This is a genomic window from Reyranella sp., assembly GCF_017305915.1.
GTDB lineage: Bacteria > Pseudomonadota > Alphaproteobacteria > Reyranellales > Reyranellaceae > Reyranella.
The window spans coordinates 324,178-350,094 of record NZ_JAFKJN010000018.1; the positions used below are offsets into that span (position 1 = coordinate 324,178).

Below are 25,917 nucleotides of genomic sequence, written 5' to 3' on the forward strand. Positions count from 1 at the left end.
TTCAGATGATGTCCGCGAAGCCGCGCTCGATCCGCCGGAAGGTGCTGATGCCGAGCCACAGGAAGAAGACCATCACGCCGAGGCTGATGAGGAAGCCCGGCCAGTAGATCGGGCTGTCGCCGCCGACGATGCACCAGCGGAAGCCGTCGATGATCCCGACCATCGGATTGAGATTGTAGAGCAGCCGCCATTTCTCCGGCACGACCGAGCTCGGGAAACCGACCGGCGAGACGTAGAGGCCGAACTGCAGCACGAACGGCACGACGAAGCGGAAGTCGCGGTACTTGACCACGATCGCCGACGCCCAGATCGCGGGCCCCAGGCTCGCGAGCAGCGCCAGCGCCACGAACAGCGGCAGCAGCAGGATCTGCCAGCCCGGCACGACCCCGTACCACAGCATCAGCAGCGCCAGGATCGACAGGCTGACGGCGAAGTCGATCAGCGCGACCAGCACGGTGGCGAGCGGCACGATCAGGCGCGGGAAGTAGACCTTGCTGATCAGGTTGGCGTTGGAGATGACGCTGCTCGACGCGTCGCCCAGCACCGAGGCGAACAGGGTCCAGGGCAGCAGCCCGCCGATTACCACCAGCGCGTAGGGCACTGCATTGTCGGGCTGCACCCTGGCGATGTGGCCGAACACGACCGTGAACACCACGGTGGTGAGGAACGGGCGGATGAACGCCCAGGCGATGCCGACGGTGGTCTGCCGGTAGCGCACCGACACGTCGCGCCAGGCGAGGATCAGGAGAAGCTCGCGGAAGCGCCAGAAGTCCTGCCAGTACTGCCGATCGGCCCGCCCCGCTTCGAGGACGACGTACGGGGCCTTTGCTTGTGCATTCATGTCTGCGCTCGTCGCACGACGCGCCGGGCTCCGCCGGCCGGGCGGTCGAGCCACTGCAGCACGCGCGGATACCCGAAGCGTACGATGACGATGAAGACGATCGACACCATGATGATGGCGCCCAGCAGCTTCGGCAGCGACGCTTCCACGGTGTTCACCGAGGAGTAGATGATCACTAGCACGGTGCCTTCCCGGACCATCCAGGGCAGGTTCTTGCGGGTCATGAAGTACCGGCAGACGAGCCCGACCCCGAGCCCGATGACCATGATGCCGAGCAGCATGCCCGGGAAGCCGAGATCGGCGTAGTTCTCGCCGATATAGCCGACGCTGATCGAGGTGCCGGCGCGCACTTCCTCGGTCGGATCGCCCTTGGCCAGCCGGACATAGACGTCGCTGTCCGACAGGGCGGCCTTGCCGGGGAACAGGAAGCGCGGCTGCAGCACGTGGGCCAGCGCATCGCTCCACTGCCGCATCGCCTGCGGCTCGGGTGACGCTTCCTGCACGGTGATCACCGAGCCGGTGATGTCGACATAGGCGAAACGGATCAGCAGCAAGTAGCCCGACTCGCCCCAGTCGACGCTGCTCGGGGAAACGGCGCGGCTGCCGAGATAGCCCAGACGGTCGCTGAGCGACGCCGTGACGGCCTGCGATTCCTCCGAACCGGTCGCCAACTGGCGATACTCCATCTTCACGCCGGTCCAGAAGACCGCGAGAAAGATCAGCACCGTGCCCCAGACGACCGAGCCGATGCCCATCGTGACCGTCCAGCGGATGCGCACCGCGAGCGCCGCCAGGGCCAGGAAGAAGAAGACCGACTTGAAGTCCGCCAGGATGCCGGCGAAGCCGTTGACGACCTCGAACAGCACGACCCACGTCATGAAGCCGCCGCCGCGACCGGTCGTCAGCACGTTGGCGAACAGCAGGAACAGCGCCAGCGACTTGAGGTGAAGCACCGCCGTCAACGGCTGCTCGAGGGCACCGGACATCAGGCCGCTGAACCGCAGGAGCACCGCGAGGGCGAGCGTCGCGACATAGACCGAGATCAGGTCGCGCGGCTGCCAGCGCGCGTGCCAGGACCGCGCCTGGGGCGTCGGCTCGGGCAGGGTGCCGAGCGTCACCCGCATCGCAATCGCCAGGACCACGACGCTCGAGAGCATGTACCAGTAGGCCCGCTCCACGTTGGGGCCGAAAATGCCGCCGCCCAGGGCCTCGCCGTCCGGCAACGTCTGTATCGCCCGCGCGAAGACCTGCGCCCATTGCCACAGCAGCATGTAGACGACGGCAACCGGCATGTTGGGGCGGCCGACGATCCGCACCATCGCGTACGGCGTCATGCCGCCGACGGCGAAGGCGACGGGGTCCTTGGAGAACAGGCCGAGGACGAACAGGCCGACCCCCATGAACAGGAACACCTGCTCGAGGAAGCCGTAACTGAGCGTCGTGAACCGCTCTGGCCTCGCCAGCTTCGCCCCCAGCGGCGCTTGTTGTCGTCTTGTCGCTCTCAAAGCCCTGTCTCGTTCCCTGCGAGCCGCCGAAGGGCGGTGGCAGCATCCATAATACCTTGTGCCGTGCGACGGGGCGAATAGACGGCCAGTCGCGCCCTGATTGCCTCGCCGCTGCGCGCGGGATCGAGGGCAAGCGTGCGCGCCAGCGCTCCCGCCAGCCCCTCGATGTCGCCGAGCGGAAAGACTGCGCCCGTGGCGCCCTCCTCGATCAGGTCAGGACCGCAGCCCACCGCGTCCGACACGACCGCCGGCAGGCCGCAGGCCATACCTTCGTTGACGACCAGCCCCCAGGTCTCGCGCGCGTCCGACGGCAGGGCGAGCAGGTCGGCCGCGGCGTAGGTGGCGGGCAGCGCGCTCTGGTTGACGAAACCGTGGAACACGGCGGGTAGGCCGGCTGCCTCGGTGGCGCGCTTCAATTCGGCCTCGAGCTCGCCCGAGCCTGCGAAGGCGACCTCGACCTTGGCGCCGCGGCCCTGCAGCAGCGCCGCCGCCCGGACGAGGTCGAGCGGCCGCTTGCGCTCGATCAGCTTGCCGGCGAACAGCAGCCGCCGCCGGCCGTCGGGCGTGCGGCGCGCCGGACGGTCGTGGGTGAAGGCCTGGTTGTCGATGCAATGCGGCGCGAAGAACAGCCGCGACATCGGCGCGCCGTAGTGCTCGAAGTACGCGCGGCTGCGCTGGCCGACATAGAGGTAGCCGTCGAATCGCCGCATCATGCGCCGGTAGAACAGTGCCTTGGCGAGGCGAACAGCAGTGCTGCGCTGGCCCGGCAACTGCGAATCGCCCCGCACCATGACCGGTACCCGCGCGCGGCGGCAGGCGCGCACCGCCTGCAGATAGGTGCGCAGACCCCAGCCCGGCACGACGAAGGCATCGAAGCGGCCGCGCGCGATCTCCTGGGCGATCCCGGGCGTGTCGCAGCCGCTGAAACGGTCGGTCGAGGGCTGGCGCGCGACGTTCGTCAGGAAAGTGCTCCGGTAGCCGGCCAGCAGGTCGACGTCCCAGTCGAAGGCGATGCCGAAGCCTGCCTTGGCCTGCCCCTCGCCGGTCTGGCGATGGGCGAAGAAGACCGAGAGGTCGCAGCGCTCGGCCAACGCGCGGAAGATCGGCGCGTAGTACTGGATCGGGTGGCTGACCAGGAAGCCGAGGCGCAGGCTCATCGCTGCCCCCGCACACAAGCCTGGTCCAGCGCCTCCGCAAACGCCCGCGCCGAAGCGCGCGCCGACAAGGGCTCGAACGAGTCGTCGATCGTCGCCGGCACGGCGCGTGGCATCTCGACCATCGCCGTCAGCGCCGATGCCACCGCTGAAGGCTCGGGCATGGCGTTTTCGGTGAGCGGCAGCACCCTGCCCGTCTCGACTTGCTCGATCATGCCGGTCGCCGTGCTCTCGGCATGCAGCATCGCGAACACCGGCCGCTGCGACAGGATCGCCTGGAAGACCTTCGACGGCGTGTAGTGCCGCTCGGTCGAGCCGAGCACCAGCACGGCGCTGCACTGCCGGAAGTGATTGAGCGTGTCGACGTAGCCGATGCGATGCGGATGCTCGTCGACCATGTCGGTCACGCCGGCAGCGCGCGCGCGCGGCAACACCTGGTGGCCGTTCGGATCGTCGGGCGAGGTGCCGGTGCCGACGAAATGCACCCGCACCTTGTCGGCGACCGCCGGCGCGCTCTGCTTCAGCGCCCGCAATCCGGACAGGAAGGCGTCGAGCACGACGAAGCCCGCCGGCAGCATCGCGCCAGCATAGACCATGTGGAAGCGGCCGTCGGCCGGATCGAACAGGAAGGGCGCGCGGTGCAGCGCGCTCACCAGAGCGAAGTCTTCCGGCGCGCTGCCCATCGGCATGGTGGCGACGACGGCGTTCCTCGCGACCTCGGGATTGCGCTCGAGCATGCCCGCGACATAGCCCGGCGCCATGCCGGTGATCAGCGCGGCACCCTTCACCGACCACGGCTCGAGCATCGTCGCCAGCGTGTAGGAGCCCCAGGCGCGCGAGAATTTGCGCTCGACGCCCGGCCAGTAGGCGACCCACGGATCCTGGTAGTCGATGCCGAACGGCACGCCGAAGCGGCGATGGACCAGCCGGCCGAGCGGCGCGAAGAAGTTCGACGGGATGGTCACCATCAAGAAGTCGGCGGCACGCTCGCGCACCAGCTTGGCGATCGCGCGGTAGGCGCCCCAGAAGGCGCGAATCCCGACATCGCCGACCAGCGGCTGGTGCGGCAGGGTCGAGGCATGCACCACCTCGAGGCTGGGCGCGACCAGGCGCAGCAGATCGGGATCGGGCCGCTCCTGGTAGTGTCGCGGATCGCCGGTGACCACGATCGGCTCCCAGCCGAACTCCGGCAGGTAGCGCGACAGCAGCCGCGCGCGATGGCCGCCGACCAGGTTGCTGGGCGCGAAATGGCTGCTCGCGAGGACGAGGCGCCGGGTCACTTGGCCTTCCTCGCGACCAGGCGCGTGTAGAGCTCGAGATAGCGAGCCAGCACGGCCTCGGCGGAGAAGTGCTCGACCGCGCGTTTGCGGCAGGCGGCGCGATCGATCCTGCCAAGCTTGGCCACCGCGTCGCAGCCCTCCGCGATCGATTCGATCAGGAAGCCCTCGACGCCCGGCCGCACGATCTCGGGCAGCGCGCCGGTCGGGCAGGAGATCACCGGCGTGCCGCAGGCCAGCGACTCTGCGAACACGATGCCGAACGGCTCGTTCCAGCGGATCGGCACGACCATCGCCCTGGCGCCGCCCAACAGCTTGTCCTTCTGCACGTCGTCGACCGGGCCGACATACTCGACGCCGTCGCGGCCGATCTCGGGCACGATCTTGTCGCGCCAGTACTGGCCTTCCGGCCCGCTGTCGGAATGGTTGCCCGCGATGATCAGCTTGTTGCCGGTGCGACGCGCGATCTCGATCGCCCAATGCGCGCCCTTGATCTCCTCGACGCGGCTCAGGAAGACCAGCGGCGCGTCGGCCGGCACGCTCGGGCTGAAATGCAGGCTCTCGGTGTCGGCGAAGTTGGGGATGCCCAGCCATTCGCCGCCGCTCGGCCGGCCGTTGCGTGCGATGTATTCGCTGCAGCCGGTGAAGGTCAGCGTACCGGGCGCGGCGAGCCTGCTCGCGAAGCCCACGGTGCGCGGCGTCGGCTCGCGCTGGAACGACATCACCAGCGGCACGCGACCGCGCAGATGCGGCGTCAGGTAGGCGATGCGCGAGAAGCTGTGCACCAGGTCAGGCCGGAAGTCGCGCTTGGCCTTCCACAAGGCCAGTGTGTTCGAGACCGTGTCGCCGCGCGACAAAGAGCTCTTGCCCGGCCAGGGATAGAAGACGTCGGCCGAACATGTCGAGCCCTCGCGTGCCACCAGGCCGACCTGATGGCCCTTGGCCTTCAGGCGGCGCACCAGCACGTCGACGATGCGCTCGATGCCGCCATAGAGACGCGGCGGCACCTCGATCTCGGGATCGGCGGTCAGCAGGAGGCGCATCAACGCCCTCCTCGCGCGAACGCGGTCTCGACCGAGGCCAGCAACGCCCGCTTCTCGGTCTCCCAGTTGTAGCGCTCGCGGCCGAGCCGCGTGGCGTGCGCCTTGGCAGCCTCGAGGCCGCCGGCGAGTCGGTCGAGCGCCATCGCGATGCCCGCGGGATCGGACAGCGACACCACGGCCGCCGCCTCGCCGAGATCGGGCGCGAGCTGGCGCTGGGCGGGCGTGTCGCTCATCACCACCGGCACGCCGGCCAGCAGATAGGTGAAGATCTTGTTGGTGAGGCAGAGCCGGCGGTTCTCGCTCACGTCGGTCTCCAGCGACAGGCCGAGGTCGTAGGCGGCTGCCAGCCGCACCATCTCGTCCGGCGAGGCCATCGGCAGCACGCGCACGCGGTCGGCGAGGCCGAGGTCGCGCGCCATCGCCAGCAAGGCCGCGCCATGGGCCCACGGATCGGCGCCGCGCAGGTCGAGCTCGATGCTTGTGCGAGCCACGGCCATCGCTTGCAGAAAGGGCTGCAATCCGCGATCGAGACCGATGGTCTGCGAGAACCAGTAGGCGCGCAGCGGCGCCCCGGCAGGACGCGGCGCGGCCGGCTGGTGCGGCGCCATCTTGAGCGGAAAGACGTTCAGCACCGACACCGGTTGCACGCCATAGGCCGAGGCATAGGCCTTGGCGATCAGCGGCGACGCGGCGGTGAGATGCTTGCAGCGCGGCAGCCACTTGGCTTCGACGGCCCGCACCGTCGCCATGCGCAGCGACTCGGCCGGCGAGCCGTCGCCTTCGCCCGAATGGAAATCCTCGGCATCGAAGCCGAGCAGCGCGCCGTAGCGCTCGGCTGCGGCGCCGGCCGCGGGCAGCGCCGCGGTGTAGTGCGCGATGTAGAGGTCGGCCGCCACGCCGCAGGCGGCTTCGCGCAGGATCGCGACCGGTCCGCCCGACGCGGGTGCGGCGATCGCCGACGGAATGCTGACGCCGACGCCGTCGATCACCTTTGCCGCGACGCGCGCCGCGGCGCGGACATAGCGCTCGCTCGAGGCGCGCGGGGCGCGAACCACACGCCACCTCGCCTGGCCGCTGATCTCGTCGTCGAAGCGGCGCAGGCCCTGCGAGTAGTCGGACACCACCGCGGTGACCTCATAGCCAGCGTCCTGCAGCGCATCGGCTTCCTTCACGATGCGCGGATTGGCGGCGAGATTGCCGGGCGTCACGAGGCAGATGCGGCGCGCCATCAGCGCCTCTCCTCGACGAAGCGGGCCAGCAGGCGCTGCGCCGCCGCGCCAAAATGCTTGCGGCGATACGGCTCGACGGCGGCGGGATCGGCGCGGCCACGGCCGAGCTGGTCGAGGATCGTCGCCGCCAGCGCCTCGCGGTCGGACGGATCGACCAGTGCGCCGATCCGCTCGGGCACCGCGTCGGCGCTGCCGCCGCCCACGCCGCCGACGACGCGCACGCCGCAGCCTGCCGCCTCGAGATAGGCGATGCCGAAGCCTTCCTGTGTGCTCGGCATGACGTAGAGATCGGCGAGGCGATAGAGATCGAGCAGCTCCTCCTCCGGCACGAAGCCCAGGAAGCGCACGGCATCCGGCCCAGCCAGCGCGAGCGCGCGCTGCTCGAGCCAGGCGCGATCGTCGCCGCCGCCCGCCACGGCATGCACCGCCGTCGGATACTTGGCGCGCACCGCCGGCAGGGCGCCGAACACCTCTTGATGTCCCTTGTAGCGCTCGCCGGCCGACATGCGGCCGACGGTCAGCAGGATCGGGCCCGGCCCCAGCGCCAGCTTCTCGCGCAGCGCGTCGGAGGCGGGACCCGGCTGGTACTTGTCCTGCACCGTGTCGGGCAGCACCCGCACCTTGTGCGGCGGCAAGTCGACCCAGCGCAGCAGGATCGCGCGCGTGCCGCGGCTCACCGCCGTCACCAGGTCGGCGGCCTCGATGGCGCGGCGGCGCAACGCGGGCTGCGAGGTCCAGATCTCGGTGCCATGCACCTGCAGCCAGTAGCGCGCGCCGATCAGGCGAGCGGCGAGCCAGGCGACCGGCGCCATGAAGGCATGGCCGCAGAACACCGTATCGAACGGCCCGCGCCGCCATGCCGTCCACAGCGCATTGAGCGAATAGCGCAAACTGCCGAAAATCGGCGGCTGCTGCTCGATGCCGGCCGGCAACGCGATGCCCTTGGCGTCGCCTTTGCGGGGCAGCACCAGGATGCGCGCGCCGCCTTCGGCCAGGGCCTCGAACAGGTCCTGGTTGTAGCGGGCGATGCCGCCGCCCATGCCGTAACAATCGCTGACGAGAGCGAGCATGCGTGCGGTCATGGGCGGGTCAGGCCGCGGAGCCGGTCCAGCCGGCCTGCCAGACGCGCCGGGCCCAGACGCGCGAGGCGCTGGAGAAGCCGATATCGCTGGCGCCGCCCGAGGCGCTGGAAGCGTCGTGCATCCAGCGGCCGACCGGCGTGGTGAAGCCGGTCTTGGGCCGCGCGCGGCTCGCGTCGGGCAAGGGCGGCTGCGGCACGTCGGCCACCGCCTCCTTGGCCTTGATCGCGGCCAGCACGTCGCCCGGCGGCAAGGCGGCAAGGAAGAACGGATCGACGTAAGGCACGCGGATCTCGATCGACTGCGCCATGCCGGCCCAGTCGGCGTCGCGCAGCAACTGGTTGCGCATATAGAGCGACGTCTCGAGCGCTGCGACGCGGTCGAAGTCGCTGAGGCCCCGCCCCGCCTGCAGCTCGGCGGCGATGTGGCTGAGCGGCGCCAGGCGACGCAGCCCCTCCTCGACCAGCTTCGGGTCGAGCAGGCCGTCGAGCTCCCACGGCATGTAGACGCCGCGCCGCAGCAGATAGGCGCCCGCCCAGTCGCCGCCGTACTGCACCACGCCCGCCGCCTTGGGATGCAGGTGCGCGCCGGAGGCGATGGAGGACGACATCAGGCGGCGCACCAGCGCGCCGAGGCCCGGCACGAAGCGGAACGGCCGCAGCCAGTGGACGCTGCGCGGCACCTCGCGGAACGAGGGATAGCCGCCGAGGCACTCGTCGGCGCCTAGCCCGCTCAGCGCCACCTTGATGCCGGCCTCGCGCGCGGCCTTGGCGACGAACCAGGTGTTGATGCCGTCGATGGTCGGCAGGTCCATCGCGTCGAGGATCGCCGGCAGATCGCGCTCGAACTCGGCGCGGTCGACGGTGCGCACGACGTGGCGCGCGCCGTAGCGCCGGGCGATCTCGGCGGCGAGCGGCGCCTCGTCGTTGCCTAAGCCCATGTACTCGGCGAAGGAGAGCGTGACGGCGAGCGGATCGCGCACGCCCAATTCGGCCATGGTGCCGAGCAGCGCGCCGGAATCGAGGCCGGCCGACAGGAACACCGCCACCGGCACGTCGGCGACGAGGTGATGGCGAACCGAATCGTGCACCGCGGCACTGAGCTGGCGGCGCGCTTCGTCGGCACCGACGATACCCGTACGGCGACCGAGCGACTGCGCGACGCTGTAGTAGACGTGCGGCGCGTGCGGGCCGGTGGCGTCGACCAGCACGGTGGCGCCGGCCGGCACCGACCGGATGTCGCGCCATACGGTGAACGGCTCGGGCACGCTGCCCAGCAGATGGAAGCCGACGATGCCCGCCGGATCGGGATCGCGGCTGACCGCGCCTCCCGCCAGCAGCGCCTTGGCCTGCGAGGCGAAGCGCACGGTCCAGCCGTCGTCGGCGTAGTACAGCGGCTTGATGCCGAGCGGATCGCGCGCCAGCAGGAGCTGCCGCTTCGCTCTATCCCACAGGCCGAAGGCGAACATGCCGCGCAGCGCCGCGACCATCGAGGGCCCACGATCGGCATAGAGCTGCAGCAGCACCTCGGTGTCGGAGTCGGAGCGGAAGCGATAGCCCTTGGCCGCGAGCTCGGCCTTCAGCTCCTTGTAGTTATAGATCTCGCCGTTGAAGGTGATGGTGAGCGCCCCGTCGGCGCTGTGCATCGGCTGCGCGCCGCGCTCCGACAGGTCGATGATCGCCAGCCGCCGATGGGTGAAGCCGACGCGGCCGTCGTCGGAGAACCAGTCGCCGCTGCCGTCGGGCCCGCGCGCCGCCATGCGGGCGTTCATGCGGGCGAGCTCGGCGCGGTCGACCGGCGGGGCGACGTCGAGATAGGCGTGGAGGCCGGCTATTCCGCACATGTTGGGGAGCGTTCGACCTAGGTGTTAGCGGGCGCCGGCGCCGCCGAGCAGGACGGCGAAGGTCCGCAGCACGATCATCACATCGAGCCAGAGCGAGCAGTGTTTCAGGTAGTAGAGATCGTACTCCAGCTTGTGGCGCATTTCCTCGGCTTCGTGCGCGTAGCCCTGGTTGATCTGCGCCCAGCCGGTGACGCCGGGACGGACGATTCCCCTTAGCGCAAAATGCGGAATATCCTGGACATACTGAACATCGAGCGTCAGCGCCTCGGGCCTGGGGCCGACCCAGCTCATGTCGCCGCGCAGCACGTTCACGAGCTGCGGCAGCTCGTCGAGCCGGAAGCGGCGCAGGATGTGGCCGACGCGGGTGATGCGGTCGTCGACGGCCTGGGTGAAGCTCGGTCCGCCGGCGCCGTGCCGCATGGTACGGAACTTGATCATGCGGAAGACGCGGCCGCGCCGCCCCACCCGCTCCTGCAGGAAGAAGATCGGCCCCGGGCTGTCGAAGCGCACGATCAGCGCCAGCACCACCAGGATCGGCACCAGGATCGGCAGCATCAGCACAGTCAGCAGGATCTCCAGCCCGCGGCGGATCACCAGGTACTGGCGCGACGGCAGCAGCGCGCCGAATTCGTTGGGCGTCAGCCCGCCGAGCGGCGTGCGGCCGGTCAGGCCCTCGACGATGTAGCGCCGGTCGAGCACCGGCACGCCGGCGATCGCAGCACCTGCCAATGCCGACGCCTGGCTCTCGGTGAGGTCGGGGCCGAGGTCGGCCACCATGGCATCGACCCGGATGCCCATCTTCTGAACCTCGTCGTAGGTGACCCATCGGCAGGCCTTGGCCTCCGGCATCTCGGCGATCAGCGTCGCCGGCACGACGGCGTAGTTGCGCACCAGGTAGCGGCCGCGCAGCTGCGCCACGAAGGCCATCCACAGGATGGCGAGCACGCCCGAGCCGAACAGCTGCACGCGCGAATAGTCAGAGCGCATCAGCACCAGGATGACGGCGATCGCCGAATAGGCGAGCACGGCGACCGGCGCCACGTAGCCCAGGTTGCCCTGCAGGGTCGGCCGTGGGAACGCATCGAGCCGCCGGCCGCAGTACCACACGATCACGTAGGCCGCGGCGGTCGCGAGAATGGTCTGCTCGGTGGCGCCGATGCCTTGGGCGAAGGGCTCGCCGGTGGCATAGATCGGGATCGGCAGGACGACGCAAAAGACGAAGCCGCCCAGCGCATCGAGCCAGGTCTCGAAGAATCGTTCCGGCGCCGACCGGATCGCCGGCGCGGCGCGGGACGGCTTCGTGCCGTCCGATGAAGGCCCTCCAGCCTCCGCCGGCATCGCTCTCCGCAAGATGACCGCTCCTTCAAACACAGGGGCGCGCCGCTACGCGCGCAAGGTCACGCGAGGCCCACCCCCGCGGTTCCTGTCGCTGGAAAATCACACCCAAAATACCCTAGCCGCGTGCCCCAGCACACTGCCTGCACCCATAATGAGATTACTTTATTCCTCGGCCTCCGTAAAGGACGGTTCTTGCACGGGCGTGCGGTAAAATGTCTGGGCCCAGCCCATGCCCAGGAACGCTGCGGAAACGAAGGCGATGGCCGGGATCTGCAGGCTGAAATCGACTACGGAATGCAGGATCGCGATCCCGGGCACCGCGACCGCCGCGACCATCAGGTAGCGGTGCCGTCGCCGCCGCCAGGCGCCGACCAGGCAGACGCCCCAGGGGATCAGCACCGTCAGCAGGCCGGGCACCGTTCCGAGCACGCCGGTCTCGACCAGGAGCTCGATCGGCGTGGAGTGCGCCTTGTCGTTGGTCAGGCGGATGCGGTCGGGCTGGTAGGCGGCAAAGATCTCGGGATAGGTGCCGAGCCCCCAGCCCAGCCAGGGCGAGGCCTGGGCGGCCTGCAGCGAGGTCTGCCAGATGGCGGTGCGGTTGAACTGCGCGGTGTCGCCCAGCAGCGACACCTTGCGCAGCATCGTGCCGCCCGCGACGCCCAGCATGACCACGCCGATCACTACCCCCGCGATCATGGTTCGGCGGACATGGGCGGCCGACCGCCAGCGCCCGCGCATCGAGAGATAGAGCAGCCCGACCGTCACCACTGCGGTCACCGCGAAGGCGGCGCGCGACGACGAGAAGAGCTGCGCGCCCAGGAACAGCAACGCCAGCGCCACAAGCACCGGCGTGGCCCCGCTCAGCCGGCGCAGCAGCCGCGTGCCGCCGTCCTCGTCGTCGCCCTCGAAGGCGCGCTGGCGGCGGCGCTCCTGCAGCACCATGGCGACCGCCGCAGCGAACGCCATGCCGACAAAGCAGCCGAAGGAATTGCTGTTGGCGAAGGTGCCGGACATCAGGCAGCGGTCGCCGGTGTAGTCGCCCTGCTTCTTGAGCAGCGCCCCGACATAGCAGCCGCCGGTCGCCACCTGCTGCAGCAGGCCGTAGACCACGACGAACCCCGCGCTCGCCAGCAGCGCATAGAGCAGCAGACGCGCCCGCTTCGGCTCGCGGAACAGCGCGCGGGCGATCACGAACACCAGCACCGAGGCGAGGCAGCGCAGCAGCGTATCGCGCGTCTGGTCGACGGCGAGCGTCGGTACCGCGGCGTGGACCTGGCCGAGCAGCAACTGGGCGCGGGCATAGAACGGCGCGCTGCCGGTCGCCGGCGCGAGCGTCGAGAGTTGCAGCAGGCCGACGAAGGTGAACGCCAGGAAGCAGACGAGCAGCGCCAGCAGCGGCCAGCGCTCCTTCGGCTCGACCGCGAAGCCGCGCGGATCGCCCAGCCCCAGCGCGCACAGGATGCCGATCGTGCCCAGCATCATCAGCAGCGGCGCCCAGGCCCAATCGCGGTTGGCGCCGAGCGGCAATGGCGCCAGCGCCAGCAGCAGCAGGAACGAAGCGATCGTCAGCCAGCCCGCGATCATCACCGCAAAGCGCGGCCAGTCGATGCGGCCGAGCTCCTCGACCGGCTCCTCGTCGTGATGGCGGCGGCGACGGCGGCGACGATGATGGCGACGGCGGGGCCGATCGTCGTCGCTCATCGCTTGTTCACCTGTTCGATGATCTTGGCCAGCTCCTGCGGCGCGCCGGGGATGTCGCGCAGGAACCAGGTGAGGATCGCGTGGTCGGCGGCCGAGCGCGTGGCGTAGCCGAACAGCCGGCGATCGGTGCTCGACTGCCGCCACATCGTCTCGACGTGGCGCTTCAGCCGCTCCTTCTCCGGGCCGGTCAGCAGGGGCCAGCAGTCGAGGATCAGCCGCAGCCGCGTCGGCCAGGCCTGCGGGATGCCGCCCGCCATCTGCTGCGAGGTGAACATCAGGGCCACGACCTGGCGCGACGGGCCCGCGAGCTGCAGCTGCACGGCGGCGAGCCGCAGCCAGTCGATGCCATGGGCCGGTGCGTTGGCGAGGCCGGCGATCAGATCGGTGCGGGAGCGGCGCAGCCAGTCGGTGCGCTCGCCAGCCTCGAGCCCGGCCGACGGCGTCTGGGCCGTCGAGGCCAGCAGCTCCGAGCGCTCGAGGATGCGCGACGCCATCGGATCGAGAGCGATCGCCCGGCTCAGCGCCTCCACCCCGGCGGCGGCTTCCTTGCGGTCGATCCGCTTCTCGGTGCGCAGGGCATAAAGGACGCTGTCGGCCTGCTGGGCCTGCCAGGCCGCCTGCGCGATCGGCCAGCCCAGGACGATGGCGACGAGGCCGCCCATGACCGTCAGGCCCCGGGTGAGCCAATTCAGGAAGAGCGACAGGAAGTTTCCCCCAAGCACGGCCGGCTATTATCCCGCCAGTCCTACCTCTTTGCAGTCTTAAGTCAAAATGGCGTCACGCCGCGGGCTTGATCACTTTAGCGGGAGCCTCGGAGCGCGGCGCCGGCGCGGCGACCGGCAAGAGGGTGCGCACCTGGACGTCGACGATCGACTCGATGCCGACGCCGGGCGGGCCGGTGAAGCTGCCCTTGATCGGCATGGCCTGCTCGGGATCGCGCGCGACGGCGACGCGGATCAGGCGGTCGGAGCCGACGATGCCGTTGGTCGGGTCGAACTCCACCCAGCCAGCGCCGGGCAGGTAGACCTCCATCCAGGCATGCGGAAAGGCGGTCGAGACGGCCTGTCCCGCCGCCTGGTCAAGCGCCGGATCGTAGAGGTAGCCCGTGATGAAGCGGGCGGCGAGGCCGAGCGACCGGGCGCCCTCCATCATCAGCAGCGCGTAGTCGCGGCAGGTGCCGCCGCCGGTCTCCAGCGTCACCGCGGGCGGCTGGGTGCCGATCTCGAAGCGCATGGCGTAGCTGAGCTGGGCCTGGATGCCCTGGCACATGCGGACCAGCACGGCGAAGGTGTCGTTGGCGCCCTCCTCGCCGACCTCGAGGAACTGGCGCGCCCAGTTGCTCAGCATGGCATTGGGATCGGGATAGTGGCGCTCGACGTAGCGCGCCAGGTCGGGCGCCTCCTCGGCGAGATAGCTGAACGGCATCACGCGCGCATAGTCCTCGATCGGCGGCAGCTCGGGCGGCACGCCGTAATGCTCGACCTGGATGGTGCTGGTGAGCTCCAGCGCCTGCACCGGCTCCGGCGCGAAAGCGGCGAGGGCGATCGAGTTGCCGAACGGATCGTGGATCCAGCGCACGCTGGCTGCGGGATCGATCACCAGGCTGGTGTGCAGCAGGCGCAGGTCATGGCTGTCGCGCGGCCGGAACATCAGGCGGTAGTCGTTGAGCGTCACCGGCTCGGCGTACTCGTAGCGGGTGCGGTGGACGATCTCGAGGGTGCGCATGTCCGGCGATAATGCCGGGTTCCGGGCAAGGTTGCAGGATTTTCGGCCGCAAGGTTGACGGACGACACCCCTGCCCTATCTCTGGGGTGCGAGGCCACGTCCTCCCCCACCTCCGATGGGTTCAAGTCCGGGACGGCCCGGCGACTCAGGTTGGAGGAGTTGCCGTGGCTTGGTTCGTTCTCATCGGCGCCGGTTTGCTCGAGGTCGTTTGGGCCTTCTCGATGAAGCAGTCCGAAGGCTTCACCCGCGTCTTGCCATCGGTCGTCACCTTCATCGCCATGGCGTTGAGCGTCGGCCTGCTCGCCTGGTCGATGCGCTCGCTGCCGCTCGGCACCGCCTACGCGGTATGGACGGGCATCGGCGCGCTCGGCGCCTTCGTGGCCGGCATCGCGATCCTCGGCGAGGCCGCCGGCACGCTGCGGATCGTTGCCGCGGCGCTCATCCTCGGCGGCCTCGTGCTGATGAAATTTTCCAGTTCGGACTGAGGAGGCTGCGCTGCGCACGCAGGATCGGCCCGAACTGTGCTAGAATGCCGGCGGGGGCGTTCCAGCGTGTGGGCAGGGCAATGACCAATGAGGCAACGACTGAGGCGGAAAAGCTGAAGCGCGACATCGAAGGCAAGCTCGACGCGATACGCCTGTCTTGGGTCGAGATCTCCAAGACCATTTCTCCCGTGGAACGGGCGGAAATCCGATGGTCGATCGAGCTGCACCTCGACGACCTGAAGGAACTCATCGCCAACTAGGCTCGGCGGCGAGCCAAAGCGTATAGCCATAAATGCCGGAAATGACTTCAGGCATTTATGGCTATCGATTAAGGCCCGCGTGTAGGGGACAGGATGATGCTCGGGCTCCTCGCGGGGATCGAGCGTGTAGCCGTCCTTGCCGGGATCGTCGCTCACCAACCGACCGACGCCGCCACAGTTCGTCATAGGTGTGCTTGAGAGCGACGAAGCTTGCATAGGGATTGGGGGGACAGCCCGACCAAGAGAGCGCTCCTTCGTCAGCGTCTCTCCTACGCGGTTGCTTCATCGATCCATTGCGGACCGTCGTAGCGCCGCGCCCTGTGGACTGACCAGGCAAGCTTTCGCTGTCGGTCGCGGTCGTTGCGCAACCTGATTGGAGGCCTCAGCGCATAGCCATAAATGCCGAAAATCGATTTCGGGCATTTGCGGCTGAGGGATTTCGGACCTCGGTGTCGACCGGATGCCGATTTGCTTTTTCCGGAACAAGAAATTTCGGTCGGCCCCTCGATGCTGCGGAAAACGCGGCTTCCGCTCTGGCCTCATCGTTCTCCGTGAATTGATCAGTTAATCAACTTACGGCAAGATCGGTTAACCATGAAGCCGATCTCCCGCGAACTCCTCCACGCCTGGCGCCTCGCCCGCAGCCCGGCGATGCAAGCCGTGCTCGATCGCGCCGGCCTTCCCGAGCCGCGACCCACGTGGGGCGTCGACTGGGTCGAGCCCGACGGGGCCCTCTATCGGCCGGTGGCCGAGGGCGGCCGGGTCGCGGCGATCTTCGGCGTCTGGCAGGAGACGACCCTGCTCGACCTGGTCGCGGTGTCGCTGGAGACCCGCGCGATGCGGCGCCGGCTCAGCCTGGCGCTCCTGCTGGGTCACGACCGGCTCGAAGCAGCGCATCGCTCCAGCCGGCCGCTCACCGTCTTTCCCGATCCCCTCGCCTGGCTCGCCGCCGAGCGGCGCGGCGGCGTCGTGCTCGACTGGCGCGATGTCGGATTCGAGCTCGGCGACGTGCCCGCGCTCGCCTGCGCCGACGAGGCGATGGCGCTCAGGCTTCACCGCGCCCTCACCGGCTTCGCCGGCAAGGCGCCGCCGATCTTCATCACCTCTCGCCAAGCACAGGAGCAAGCCGATGTACGACCCATCCATCCAGCCGCCGCCCGGCACCGTGCAGTTCAACGAGGCCTGGGCCGGCTGGCCTGAGGTCGATGCGACCCTGATGGAGGATGGCCGCGGCGCCGTCCCCGCCTTCCCGCTCGACGTGCTGCCGACCGAGTGGGCGCGCTGGGTCGAGGACACGGCGACGGCCGCAGGCACGCCGATCGACTACGTGGCGCAGGGCGTGCTCGCCGCCGTCGCGGCGCTCTGCGGCGCCGGCGTGCTGGCGCAGGTCTCGACCTTCTGGGCCGAGCCGCTGGTGCTGTGGCAGGCGCTGGTCGGCTGGCCGTCGAGCGGCAAGTCGCCGGCGCTGGCCGCCGTGCGCTGCCGGCTCGACGACATCGAGGACGGCCTGCGCGCCGACGACGCTGTGCGCCTCAACCGGCATCAGGCGCGCGTCGACGCCGCGCGCCTGACCGCCGACCAGTGGCGCGAGCGCTGCGCCATCGCGATCAAGGAGGGCAGCACGCTGCCCGAGCGGCCGATGGAGGCGAGCTACGAGGAGAGCTTCGTGCCGGCGCAGATCCTGGTCGGCGACGCCACGCTCGAGGCGATGGCCGACGTCGTCTCGGGCAATCCGCGCGGCGTCGTCCTGTGGCGCGACGAGCTCGCGGCCTGGCTCGCCAATCTCGGCCGCTACGCCAACGGCGGCTCGGACCGCGCGCACTGGCTGGAGGCGTGGGCGGCGGCGGGCATCACGATCAACCGCCGCTCGCGTGGCAAGCCGCTGCATCTGCGCAAGTTCCCGGTGAGCGTGATCGGCTCGATCCAGCCCGACCGCATCGCCGAGGCACTGCAGGGCGGCGACGACGGCATGGCGGCGCGCTTCCTCTACACCTGGCCCGACCCGGCGCCCTACCGGCCGCTCGGCCAGCTCAGCCTCGCCGACGACGACGCAGCGATGGCGCGCCTGCAGCAGATCGCGGCCTTCGCGGGCAGCGTCGACCAGCCGCGCCGCATCGGCTTCGACGACGAGGCCTTCGTGCTCCTCGACGGCTTCCTCGCCGAGCTGCATGGCCGGCTGCCGGAGGCCGAAGGGCTGGAAGCCGGCTGGCTCGGCAAGGGCCGCGGCACGGTGGTGCGGCTGGCGGCGATGCTGGCGCTGCTCGGCTGGTCGGAGCAGGAGCCCGGGAGTCCGCCGCCGACGGTGAGCCGGGACATTCTGATTGCCGCGATAGAACTCTGGCAGAGCTATCTCTGGCCGCACGCCCGCACGGTGTTCAACCGCGCCGGCCGCACCGAGCGCGACCGCCACGCCCGCCGCATCATCCGCTGGCTGCGCCAGACCAAGGCGGCGGCGGTGACGCGCCAGGAGCTGCGCCGCGACGCGCTGGCCCAGGCGATCGACGGCCAGGAGACCGACCGCGTGGCGCTGCGGCTGGAGGATGCCGGCGTACTGCGGCTCGACGTGCCGGAGCAGCAGGGCCGCGGCCGGCCGGCGAAGCGGTGGCTGGTGAATCCGAGGCTAAGAGGTGACACGTAAGACGCCGGAAATGGATTTCCGGCATTTCCCGCTATCCCTTCTTCGTGTTCCCATCGCCCGAGGACCCCGCAGACCCGGAACCTGATGAGGAAGTTGTCCTCATTGGCGCCGGAGCGGGAGGCCGGGTCTGAACTTGGGAGACGGCCGTGTTGCTCCCTCCTTTCCGAAGGTAGCCTTCGGTTAGGGTCTGGGTCTTAGTGTAGCCGCGAGAAGCGATACGGCGGTCCTTCTTCTCGGTCATAGCGTCACCCTGGGCGATACGGAAATTCTACATGGATATTATCGGGGCTTCGAGCAAGGTAGACGAGTGGCGTTTCGAATAGCTTGTTGCCGTCGAAGTCGAATATCTCCGCGTCCCTCAGCACGAGCTCCCGCAACTTCTCGCTCTCGGAGAATTCCTTCACCCAACCTGCATAGACGATCTGGTTGGCGAAGTCCCGATAGTGGACGTACTCGACGGCAGCCACCGGCGAATTGAAGGTGAAGTCCCAGACATCTTCGTCCCCATAAGTCTTGGTGGCTCCGATCCATTGCAGAAAACGTGTGTCCCACTTGTGATTCGATCCGAACAGCCAAAGGATGGCGAGGATCAATCCGACCCCAATGGCTGACGCCACCTCTTTAAAGATCGAAGGCGTGAGAATTCCTTTGGCTGATGCATCCGCCAAGTCGGCAAGGGCGAACGGCCATCCCAAAAGCGCGTAGACACCGAACGTCGCCGCGTAAGATGCCAGCCCGAACTGGAACGCTCGCAGGACGAATTGAACCTCGGACGGCTTGGACTTCAGCGCGTACCTGGAATCAAGGCCTGCCCAAATCAGACCCGGCAAAAAGAGGATTGCAATCTGGACGATAAAGAGGTCGAACTTCATCACTCTAAAATAGTACACATTCCGTTTTTGAGCCAGATGGCAAAAACGGCGCAAACGGTGAAAACGGTCGCCAAACACTCCTGTGCGATTTCCGGCATTTATGGCTACTGGATTAGCCCCCTCACGTCCGCAGCAGCGCCCCATATCCCTCCACCGCCGACCGCACGCCCGAGACGCACAGGCAGTGCCACAGGCTCGCCTGGTTGGCCGAGATCACCGGGCGCTGCAGGTCCTGCTCCAGCGCCTCGAGGATCGCGACACAGCGGAAACCGGTGCCGGCGATCAGCACGCCGTCGGCCACGGGCGGGCACGCCGCCCTGATCTGCGCGTAGAGCGGCTCGACTTCCTGCTCGAAGCCGGCGCCCTGCCCGACCAAGTCGCCCGGCGGCAGGTCGCGCCACTTGCGGCCGGGGTCGTAGCGCAGGTGGCCCGCCGTCGCGAAGCCATGGTCGGCGTAATAGCGCACGCCCGCCGCCACCGTGTCGTCGTTGAACCACGGCGGCAGCACCAGGAACGGCCGCCGCACCTGCATCGCCCGCAGCGCCGCATCGATGTCGAGGCCGTTGGTGGTGACGAACGGCGTATTGCCGAGCACCGGCGCCAGGCTGGCGACGGTCGCGGCGTCCCAGCCCTTGCCGCCGACCAGGCTGCTCGAGCTGTGCGCCAGGGTGACGGCGTGCAGGCGCATCGCCGCGAACTGGCGCGCGCCGCGCAGCAGGTCGGCGGCGGGCTCGACCGCGGTCCTGTCCGCGTTCCACTGCGCCCACGGCGCCCGCGCCGTCACGCGCGCGGCATGCACCGAGACGCCCGGCGGCGCCATCGCCCACCATTCGGCCTCCGGCACCGCTTCGTTGCCGACGATGAACAGGCCGATGCGCGCCCGCCAACCCCAGTTGTCCTGTGCAGCCACGTCGTCTCCTTCGAACTCACGCGAACGGATAAGGGCCCGGAAAGTCGCCGATCGGCAACAGGTGCGTGACCATGCCGACCTCGGGGCGCCAGTGATGCAGCAGGAACGCCGGCGGCTCGACATGCGAGGCGGGCTCGGCCTCGGGCCGCAGACGCAAGGCGATCGCCGTCGTCGTGCTGGGCGCGGTGCACAGCACCGTGCCGCCGAAGCGCAGCAGCATGAAGCGATGGACATGGCCGCAGACGATGCGCTCGACCTGGCGATGGCGCGACACCACCTCGGCCAGCCGCGCGCCGTCGCGGCAGGAATAGAGGTCGAGATAGGGCACGCCCGTATCGAACGGCGGCTGGTGCATCATGATCACGGTCGGCCGCGCAGGCTCTGCCGCCAGCGTCTCGTCGAGCCAGCGCGCCGCGGCCTCGTCGACCGCGCCGTGGTGCAGGCCGGGCAGCGTGACATCGAGCGCCACGATGCGCACCGCGTTGCTGGCCGCGACGTAGTGCATCGGCCCCGCGGCGGGCAGGTAGTCGTGGTCCCCGAAGGCCCTGCGAAAGGCCTCGCGGTCGTCGTGATTGCCCGGAATGACCAGCGACGGTATCGCGAGGCCGTCGATCAACCCGCGCAGCTTGGCGTATTCCGCCGGCGTCCCCGTCTCCACCAGGTCGCCGCTCAGCAGGACGATGTCGGGCGGCGGATCGAGCGCGTTCACCTGGGCGATCGCCGCCGCGAGCTGCGCATTCGAATCGACGACGCCCTGGTAGAGCACGCCGTCGGGCCGGACATGCGGGTCCGAAAGCTGGGCAATCAGCACTCAGGAGTCCTTCCAGCCGTGTTGCTCGAGACCCGTCCGCCCCTTCGGCGTCAGGCCGTAGACACCGCGCTCGATCCGCTCGAACCAGCCGTAGTAATCGGCGGACAGGATCGCGGCCGCCTTGGGGGCATCGGCCGCGAGCCGTACGGCGGCGACCTTCATCGGCCCGTTCTTGGCGAGGAAGCCCGCGCAGCGCAGCGCCTCCTGCCGGTAGGCCGTCATCATCGGCACCTTGGTCGAGGAGCCGCCAAGAGTGGGATCACCGACCCGTCGCGCGTGCTCGCCGAGCATCCGGCCGAGCCGGCGCTTGTCCTTGCGCGGCCTCACGGGCGGCGGCGCAGGATCGAGCAGGACGTCGGCCCGGCCCTTCACCACCACGATCAGGCCGAGCCCCAGCCGGCGGCAGAGCTTGCGGACGCTACGGATGTTGTTGGGGAAGGCGCCGACCGCGAGGTAGACCGCGTCCGACAACGCCAGGCGGTTGACGCCCTGCAGCACCAGCCCCATGCCGAACGCCCGCTTGAGCTCGACGATCACTGGCGGCTCGTTGCCGCGCACGGCGACCACGTCGCAGCCCTTCACCTCGCCCTTGACGCTGTATCCCTGCCCTTCGAGCAGCGCCTTCACCGGCGCGTAAAGGTCGCTTTCCAACGACATGCGTTCCCACGCTAACATGCCGCGAAGCTTCGGAGCGGGGGAAAATCATGACGGAACTGTCCGACCAAGGGGCCGCTGCCATCGCCGCGGCAATCGCGGAAGCGATGCCGGGCCGATGACCGCTCCGTCCCTGGACATCGTCATTTTCTTCGTGATGGCGGTCGTGGTCGCGGTCGGCATCCAGCTCTATCGCGCCCGCCGCGCCGCCAGGAGCGAACGGACCGGCCCGCACGATCTCCTGATGAAGCGGGCCCAAGCACACGCCGACGGGAGCGCCTTTCTCGCCAAGGCCTGCAAGGAATACCGCGCCAACCGCCATCTCTCGGCACGCCAGGTCGAGGCCGTCGAGACGGCGCTCGAGCGGCTGGAGAGGAAGAAGGCGCAATGAGCGAAAAGGTCAGGATCTCTCGGCCCAGGACAACGCTCTCGGCCGACGCCGCCCGGCGCATCGCGCTCGCGGCCTCGGGCTTCGGCAGCGGACGACCCGAGGCGGTGCATGCCGGCCAGATGCAGCGCTGCATCGACCGGCTCGGCCTGCTGCAGATCGATTCGGTGAACGTGCTGGTGCGCGCGCACTACATGCCGCTGTTCTCGCGGCTCGGCGCCTACGACCGGGCGCTGCTCGACCGCGTCGCCTGGGGCCGCAAGAGCCAGCGCCGGCTGTTCGAGTTCTGGGCGCACGAGGCCTCGCTGCTGCCGCTGGTGAGCCAGCCGCTGCTGCGCTGGCGCATGCAGCGCGCGGTCACGGAGACCGAAGGCAATGGCAAGCTGCGGACGTTCCGCCGCGAGCGCCAGCCGTTCATCGACGAGGTGCTGCGCGAGATCACCGACAAGGGGCCGCTCGCCGCCTCGGAGCTCGAGAACGGCGGCGCCGGCCGCGGCGCCTGGTGGGGCTGGAGCGACGGCAAGCTCGCGGTCGAATGGCTGTTCTATGCCGGCATGGTCACCACCGCGACGCGGCGCGGCACCTTCGAGCGCGTCTACGACCTCACCGAGCGCGTGCTGCCGGCGACGGTCCAGGCTCTGCCGACGCCCTCGGAGGAAGAGGCGCAGCGCGAGCTGTTGCGGCTCTCCGCCCGCGCGCTGGGCGTGGCGACCGAGTTCGACCTGCGCGACTACTATCGCCTCGGCGTCGCCGACACCAAGGCGCGGCTCGCCGAGCTGGTCGAGGCGGGCGAGCTGCTGCCGGTCGCGGTCGAGGGCTGGGACCGGCCGGCCTATCTCGATCCCGCCGCGAAGATCCCGCGCCGGATCGACGCCCGCGCCCTGCTGGCGCCGTTCGATCCGCTGGTCTGGGAGCGCGACCGCACCGAACGCATCTTCGACTTCTTCTATCGCATCGAGATCTACACCCCGCTGAATAAGCGCATTTACGGCTATTACGTTTTGCCCTTCCTGCTCGGCGACCGCATCGTCGGCCGCGTCGACCTCAAGGCCGACCGCGCCAACGGCGCGCTGCTGGCCCATGCCGTGCATGTCGAGAAGGGGATCGACCGGCGGAAGATCGAAGGTCCGCTCAGCGATGAGCTGCGCCTGATGGCCGACTGGCTGGGCCTCGAACGCGTGATACGAGGGCGCGCGGTACGAGCGCGCGCGGGCTAGCGGCATGGGGCGATCGACGCCGTGGGACATCGCCCGCGAACCGCCGCTCGGCCTGGCGATCGCCTTCTCCGTCGGCGTGCGCCTGGCCTTTCACCACCTCTACGACCTGAGCTACGACCTCGACGCCGGCTGGTGGCAGATGCTCGACCCCGAGCTGATCCGCACCGCGCCCCTTCAATCGATCTACCTCATGCACATGCAGCCGCCGCTGCTCAACATGCTCTACGCAGCGGCGGTCGCCTTGCCGGGCACGCTGGGCTTCACCCTCCTGCATCTGCTGTTCGCCGGCGCGTCGCTGGCCGTCGTCGCGATGCTCTACGCCTTCATCCGCCGCTTCGGCGCATCTCCCTGGACGGCCGGTGCCGGGGCGGCACTGTTCGGCGTGCTGCCGCAGGTTGTGCTGTACGAGAACCTCTTCTTCTACGCGCAGTTGGAAGCCGTTCTCGTCCTCGCCGCAGCCGCCTTCGCCGCTTCCTACTTCGAGCGCCGGCGGCTGGCTCCTTTCGTCGGGTTCGCGGCCTGCCTGGTCGTCTTGGGGATGCTGCGCTCGCTCTTCCACCTGGGTTGGGTGGTGACGGTACTGATCGGCGCCTGCGTGCTGGCGAGCCGTCATCGCGACTGGGACCGCCGCGCCATCGCGGTCGCCGCCGCCTCGATCTTCGTCGTGGCCTCGGTGTACGTGAAGAATCTCAAGGAATTCGGGATCTTCTCCGCGAGCTCCTGGGACGGGATCAGCCTGATGAGCATGGCCATGCCGATGCGCGGCGGAGACGAGGTGAAGTTCGCGCCGGCGCTCGACGACATTCGCGGGCGCGCCGAGCGGGGCGAGCTCTCGCCCGCCACCGCCGAAGCCCTGGAGCACGGCGACGTCTGGTGGGGCTGGCTCGGATCCGCGAAGGATTGCAACGCGGGCCGCGAACGGCGTGAGGTCCTGTGCGCGATCGTGGACTCGCACGGCGAGCCGAACTTCAATCACATCGCGATCGTCGGCTACTCGCGCGATCTTGCCCGGGACGCCTGGCGTGTCCTGCGGCTCCATCCCCGCGTCTATCTCGACCATGCCGGGTCGAGCCTGCTCACCTTTCTCGGAACGCCGTCCTGGGACTATCGGCACATACCGTTCAAGCTCGCGGCCTACACCTCTGCCTGGAACAGGCTGCTGCTGTACGAATCGGTGCATACCTTCCGCGGCACCGGCCGCGTCGCGACCGGGTGGTGGGAGTCGACGATGAACCGGCTCGCCGCCAGCTCGCTGCCGCTGCTCTTCCTCATCGTCGCCGGCTCGGCCTTCATCGTGCTCGCGGGCATCGGCGACGCCATCGGCTATTGGCGCGGAACCCGCCCGACGGCCGACTGGGCCTTCCCGATGCTGGTGCTCGCGCTGTTCGTGTCCGTCCCGAACCTGATCAACGGAGTCGAGACCCAGCGCATCCGCTACTCGATCGAGCCGCTGATCTACCTCGCCATCTTCGCCGGCGTGCTGAAATGGCGGAGCAGGTGAGTTGCGTACGCTGCTTGGTCCATTAAGGTGATCCCGATGAACGATCTGGTGTTGAAGGGCGGACGGCTGATCGATCCGTCGCAGGCGATCGACCGCGTCGCGGACATCGCCTTCTCGGACGGCAAGGTTTCCGCGATCGGCGACAATCTATCGGGCAAGGATACGCGCGACGTCGGCGGCAAGCTCGTCACGCCCGGCCTGATCGACCTGCATACCCACGTCTACTGGGGCGGCACCTCGCTCGGCGTCGAGGCCGAGCTGCTGGCGCGCACCGGCGGCGTCACCACCTTCATCGATGCCGGCAGCGCCGGGCCCGGCAACTTCCACGGCTTCCGCCGGCACGTGATCGAGCCCTCGCCGGTGCGCATCCTGCCGTACCTCAACGTCTCGTTCCCCGGCATCTTCGCCTTCTCCAAGACGGTGATGGTGGGCGAGAGCGCCGACATGCGCCTGATCGATCCGCGCGAAGCGGTGCGGGTGGCGCTCGAGCACAAGGACCTGATCCTCGGCATCAAGGTCCGGGTGGGCAAATCGGCCAGCGGAAACTCCGGCGCGCAGCCGCTCTACATGGCGCTCGACGTCGCCGAGGAGACCGGCCTGCCGGTGATGGCCCATCTCGACAACCCGCCGCCGGCCCGCCACGAGGTGGTGAGCCAGCTCCGGTCCGGCGACATCCTCACCCACTGCTTCCGGCCGTTCCCCAACGCGCCGGTGCGCGCCGACGGCCGGGTGCGCGACGAGATCCTGGCGGCGCGCCAGCGCGGCGTGATCTTCGACATCGGCCACGGCGGCGGCTCGTTCGGCTTCGGCACGACGCGCGCGATGCTGGCGGCGGGCTTCCTGCCCGACGTCATTTCCTCCGACGTGCACACGATCTCGATCGAAGGCCCGGCCTTCGACCTGCTGACGACGATGTCGAAGTTCCTGTGCCTCGGCGTCGATCTCGCCACGGTGATCAAGCTCGCGACGGTCAATCCGGCGGCGGCGATCAAGCGGCCGGACCTCGGCACGCTCAAGGTCGGCAGCGTCGGCGAAGCGACCGTGCTCGACCAGGCGAACGGGCAATTCGACTACACCGATTGCATCGGCGAGCGACTGGTTGGGGATAAGCGCCTGCTGTCCGCCGGCGTGGTTCTGGCCGGCCGCTGGTGGCATCCGGCCTGAGCGCTGCGACACTCTGTGCGGCATCCGACAGTCGCGGCCAAGCCGTTGGAATCCTTGTCGGAACGACGTTGTCCCCTGGTGGCCCAGGGAGATTAGTCAGATTCTTTGAACTTTCACAGGAAGCTGCGCAACCAATTCGAAGGACGTGTCGTTGTGTCGATGTGACCGGGTCACTTGGCGTCGCCCCTGCCCCCCGCTCTGCGATGCCACCCTCCCCGCCTGGTCTCACATGCCCGCCCTAGAGTCCCTCTAGGGCGGGCTGACTACTTCTGGGGACGCTTT

General features: G+C 69.1%; 24 protein-coding genes. 8 read left to right on the forward strand and 16 right to left on the reverse strand.

Annotated features, from left to right (window positions below):
• Position 1 precedes the first annotated feature (1 nt).
• The 12 genes from J0J01_RS18720 to J0J01_RS18775 form a co-directional block, all read right to left on the reverse strand.
• Entirely contained in the window at positions 2-841 is an 840-nt protein-coding gene (locus J0J01_RS18720) for an ABC transporter permease (protein ID WP_296383307.1), read from the reverse strand.
• Positions 838-2,346, reverse strand: a complete 1,509-nt coding sequence (locus tag J0J01_RS18725) for a hypothetical protein (protein WP_296383308.1) — start codon at positions 2,344-2,346, stop codon at positions 838-840. Before J0J01_RS18725 ends, J0J01_RS18720 begins: the two co-directional genes overlap by 4 nt.
• Positions 2,343-3,503 (reverse strand): glycosyltransferase family 4 protein, encoded by a 1,161-nt coding sequence (locus tag J0J01_RS18730; RefSeq protein WP_296383310.1) that lies wholly within the window; start codon positions 3,501-3,503, stop codon positions 2,343-2,345. The genes J0J01_RS18725 and J0J01_RS18730 overlap by 4 nt, the downstream gene beginning before the upstream one ends.
• A complete protein-coding gene (locus tag J0J01_RS18735) occupies positions 3,500-4,780 on the reverse strand; it encodes a hypothetical protein (RefSeq protein ID WP_296383312.1) in 1,281 nt (426 codons plus the stop codon). The genes J0J01_RS18730 and J0J01_RS18735 overlap by 4 nt, the downstream gene beginning before the upstream one ends.
• Positions 4,777-5,820, reverse strand: coding sequence for a glycosyltransferase (locus J0J01_RS18740; RefSeq protein WP_296383314.1), 1,044 nt, complete (start codon positions 5,818-5,820; stop codon positions 4,777-4,779). The genes J0J01_RS18735 and J0J01_RS18740 overlap by 4 nt, the downstream gene beginning before the upstream one ends.
• Positions 5,820-7,049 (reverse strand): glycosyltransferase, encoded by a 1,230-nt coding sequence (locus tag J0J01_RS18745; protein WP_296383315.1) that lies wholly within the window; start codon positions 7,047-7,049, stop codon positions 5,820-5,822. The genes J0J01_RS18740 and J0J01_RS18745 overlap by 1 nt, the downstream gene beginning before the upstream one ends.
• Positions 7,049-8,119: a glycosyltransferase family 4 protein gene (locus J0J01_RS18750; RefSeq protein WP_296383317.1), complete on the reverse strand. Its 1,071-nt coding sequence runs from the start codon at positions 8,117-8,119 to the stop codon at positions 7,049-7,051. Before J0J01_RS18750 ends, J0J01_RS18745 begins: the two co-directional genes overlap by 1 nt.
• A 19-nt stretch (positions 8,120-8,138) precedes the next feature.
• Complete coding sequence (asnB, locus tag J0J01_RS18755) at positions 8,139-9,971, reverse strand: asparagine synthase (glutamine-hydrolyzing) (RefSeq protein WP_296383319.1); 1,833 nt, start codon at positions 9,969-9,971, stop codon at positions 8,139-8,141.
• Positions 9,972-9,995: 24 nt separating this feature from the next.
• The gene (locus J0J01_RS18760; RefSeq protein WP_296383321.1) at positions 9,996-11,321 is read right to left on the reverse strand and encodes a sugar transferase; all 1,326 of its coding nucleotides are present in this window, start codon (positions 11,319-11,321) and stop codon (positions 9,996-9,998) included.
• Positions 11,322-11,471: 150 nt separating this feature from the next.
• A complete protein-coding gene (locus J0J01_RS18765; protein ID WP_296383323.1) occupies positions 11,472-13,010 on the reverse strand; it encodes an O-antigen ligase family protein in 1,539 nt (512 codons plus the stop codon).
• Positions 13,007-13,732 (reverse strand): hypothetical protein, encoded by a 726-nt coding sequence (locus J0J01_RS18770; RefSeq protein ID WP_296383324.1) that lies wholly within the window; start codon positions 13,730-13,732, stop codon positions 13,007-13,009. Before J0J01_RS18770 ends, J0J01_RS18765 begins: the two co-directional genes overlap by 4 nt.
• Before the next feature lie 55 nt (positions 13,733-13,787).
• Positions 13,788-14,735 carry a transglutaminase family protein gene (locus J0J01_RS18775; RefSeq protein ID WP_296383326.1) on the reverse strand — a complete coding sequence of 316 codons (948 nt, stop codon included), beginning with the start codon at positions 14,733-14,735 and terminating at the stop codon, positions 13,788-13,790.
• 164 nt (positions 14,736-14,899) lie between these two features.
• Between J0J01_RS18775 and J0J01_RS18780 the strand changes: the two genes are divergently transcribed.
• The 4 genes from J0J01_RS18780 (at position 14,900) to J0J01_RS18795 (ending at position 18,118) form a co-directional block, all read left to right on the forward strand.
• Positions 14,900-15,220: an SMR family transporter gene (locus tag J0J01_RS18780; RefSeq protein WP_296383328.1), complete on the forward strand. Its 321-nt coding sequence runs from the start codon at positions 14,900-14,902 to the stop codon at positions 15,218-15,220.
• 80 nt (positions 15,221-15,300) lie between these two features.
• On the forward strand, positions 15,301-15,480 hold the full coding sequence (locus tag J0J01_RS18785; RefSeq protein ID WP_296383330.1) for a hypothetical protein: 180 nt from the start codon (positions 15,301-15,303) through the stop codon (positions 15,478-15,480).
• 594 nt (positions 15,481-16,074) lie between these two features.
• Positions 16,075-16,680 (forward strand): hypothetical protein, encoded by a 606-nt coding sequence (locus J0J01_RS18790; RefSeq protein WP_296383331.1) that lies wholly within the window; start codon positions 16,075-16,077, stop codon positions 16,678-16,680.
• Positions 16,610-18,118 (forward strand): DUF3987 domain-containing protein, encoded by a 1,509-nt coding sequence (locus tag J0J01_RS18795; RefSeq protein WP_296383333.1) that lies wholly within the window; start codon positions 16,610-16,612, stop codon positions 18,116-18,118. Before J0J01_RS18790 ends, J0J01_RS18795 begins: the two co-directional genes overlap by 71 nt.
• Before the next feature lie 245 nt (positions 18,119-18,363).
• Here J0J01_RS18795 and J0J01_RS18800 read toward each other — a convergent pair whose 3' ends face one another.
• From J0J01_RS18800 to J0J01_RS18815, 4 genes are all read right to left on the reverse strand, one after another.
• On the reverse strand, positions 18,364-18,990 hold the full coding sequence (locus J0J01_RS18800; protein ID WP_296383335.1) for a DUF6338 family protein: 627 nt from the start codon (positions 18,988-18,990) through the stop codon (positions 18,364-18,366).
• Positions 18,991-19,111: 121 nt separating this feature from the next.
• Positions 19,112-19,900 (reverse strand): hypothetical protein, encoded by a 789-nt coding sequence (locus J0J01_RS18805; RefSeq protein ID WP_296383337.1) that lies wholly within the window; start codon positions 19,898-19,900, stop codon positions 19,112-19,114.
• 16 nt (positions 19,901-19,916) lie between these two features.
• Positions 19,917-20,711 (reverse strand): phosphodiesterase, encoded by a 795-nt coding sequence (locus tag J0J01_RS18810; RefSeq protein ID WP_296383338.1) that lies wholly within the window; start codon positions 20,709-20,711, stop codon positions 19,917-19,919.
• On the reverse strand, positions 20,712-21,368 hold the full coding sequence (locus J0J01_RS18815) for a DUF2161 family putative PD-(D/E)XK-type phosphodiesterase (RefSeq protein WP_296383340.1): 657 nt from the start codon (positions 21,366-21,368) through the stop codon (positions 20,712-20,714).
• A 115-nt stretch (positions 21,369-21,483) separates the two neighbouring features.
• Between J0J01_RS18815 and J0J01_RS18820 the strand changes: the two genes are divergently transcribed.
• The 4 genes from J0J01_RS18820 (at position 21,484) to J0J01_RS18835 (ending at position 25,635) form a co-directional block, all read left to right on the forward strand.
• Positions 21,484-21,756 carry a hypothetical protein gene (locus J0J01_RS18820; RefSeq protein ID WP_296383342.1) on the forward strand — a complete coding sequence of 91 codons (273 nt, stop codon included), beginning with the start codon at positions 21,484-21,486 and terminating at the stop codon, positions 21,754-21,756.
• Positions 21,753-22,970: a crosslink repair DNA glycosylase YcaQ family protein gene (locus tag J0J01_RS18825; RefSeq protein ID WP_296383344.1), complete on the forward strand. Its 1,218-nt coding sequence runs from the start codon at positions 21,753-21,755 to the stop codon at positions 22,968-22,970. The genes J0J01_RS18820 and J0J01_RS18825 overlap by 4 nt, the downstream gene beginning before the upstream one ends.
• A 76-nt stretch (positions 22,971-23,046) precedes the next feature.
• Positions 23,047-24,471 (forward strand): hypothetical protein, encoded by a 1,425-nt coding sequence (locus tag J0J01_RS18830; RefSeq protein ID WP_296383346.1) that lies wholly within the window; start codon positions 23,047-23,049, stop codon positions 24,469-24,471.
• A 30-nt stretch (positions 24,472-24,501) separates the two neighbouring features.
• A complete protein-coding gene (locus J0J01_RS18835; protein ID WP_296383455.1) occupies positions 24,502-25,635 on the forward strand; it encodes an amidohydrolase/deacetylase family metallohydrolase in 1,134 nt (377 codons plus the stop codon).
• Positions 25,636-25,917: the final 282 nt, after the last annotated feature.

What these genes read in the sequence shown, in the direction of transcription:
- asnB (WP_296383319.1), bottom strand. Translation starts at nt 9,971, where the DNA reads ATGTGCGGAATAGCCGGCCTCCACGCCTATCTCGACGTCGCCCCGCCG.
- J0J01_RS18820 (WP_296383342.1), top strand. Translation starts at nt 21,484, where the DNA reads ATGACCGCTCCGTCCCTGGACATCGTCATTTTCTTCGTGATGGCGGTC.
- J0J01_RS18800 (WP_296383335.1), bottom strand. Translation starts at nt 18,990, where the DNA reads ATGAAGTTCGACCTCTTTATCGTCCAGATTGCAATCCTCTTTTTGCCG.
- J0J01_RS18765 (WP_296383323.1), bottom strand. Translation starts at nt 13,010, where the DNA reads ATGAGCGACGACGATCGGCCCCGCCGTCGCCATCATCGTCGCCGCCGT.
- J0J01_RS18730 (WP_296383310.1), bottom strand. Translation starts at nt 3,503, where the DNA reads ATGAGCCTGCGCCTCGGCTTCCTGGTCAGCCACCCGATCCAGTACTAC.
- J0J01_RS18740 (WP_296383314.1), bottom strand. Translation starts at nt 5,820, where the DNA reads ATGCGCCTCCTGCTGACCGCCGATCCCGAGATCGAGGTGCCGCCGCGT.
- J0J01_RS18795 (WP_296383333.1), top strand. Translation starts at nt 16,610, where the DNA reads ATGTACGACCCATCCATCCAGCCGCCGCCCGGCACCGTGCAGTTCAAC.
- J0J01_RS18720 (WP_296383307.1), bottom strand. Translation starts at nt 841, where the DNA reads ATGAATGCACAAGCAAAGGCCCCGTACGTCGTCCTCGAAGCGGGGCGG.
- J0J01_RS18815 (WP_296383340.1), bottom strand. Translation starts at nt 21,368, where the DNA reads ATGTCGTTGGAAAGCGACCTTTACGCGCCGGTGAAGGCGCTGCTCGAA.
- J0J01_RS18775 (WP_296383326.1), bottom strand. Translation starts at nt 14,735, where the DNA reads ATGCGCACCCTCGAGATCGTCCACCGCACCCGCTACGAGTACGCCGAG.
- J0J01_RS18750 (WP_296383317.1), bottom strand. Translation starts at nt 8,119, where the DNA reads ATGCTCGCTCTCGTCAGCGATTGTTACGGCATGGGCGGCGGCATCGCC.
- J0J01_RS18785 (WP_296383330.1), top strand. Translation starts at nt 15,301, where the DNA reads ATGACCAATGAGGCAACGACTGAGGCGGAAAAGCTGAAGCGCGACATC.
- J0J01_RS18745 (WP_296383315.1), bottom strand. Translation starts at nt 7,049, where the DNA reads ATGGCGCGCCGCATCTGCCTCGTGACGCCCGGCAATCTCGCCGCCAAT.
- J0J01_RS18825 (WP_296383344.1), top strand. Translation starts at nt 21,753, where the DNA reads ATGAGCGAAAAGGTCAGGATCTCTCGGCCCAGGACAACGCTCTCGGCC.
- J0J01_RS18790 (WP_296383331.1), top strand. Translation starts at nt 16,075, where the DNA reads ATGAAGCCGATCTCCCGCGAACTCCTCCACGCCTGGCGCCTCGCCCGC.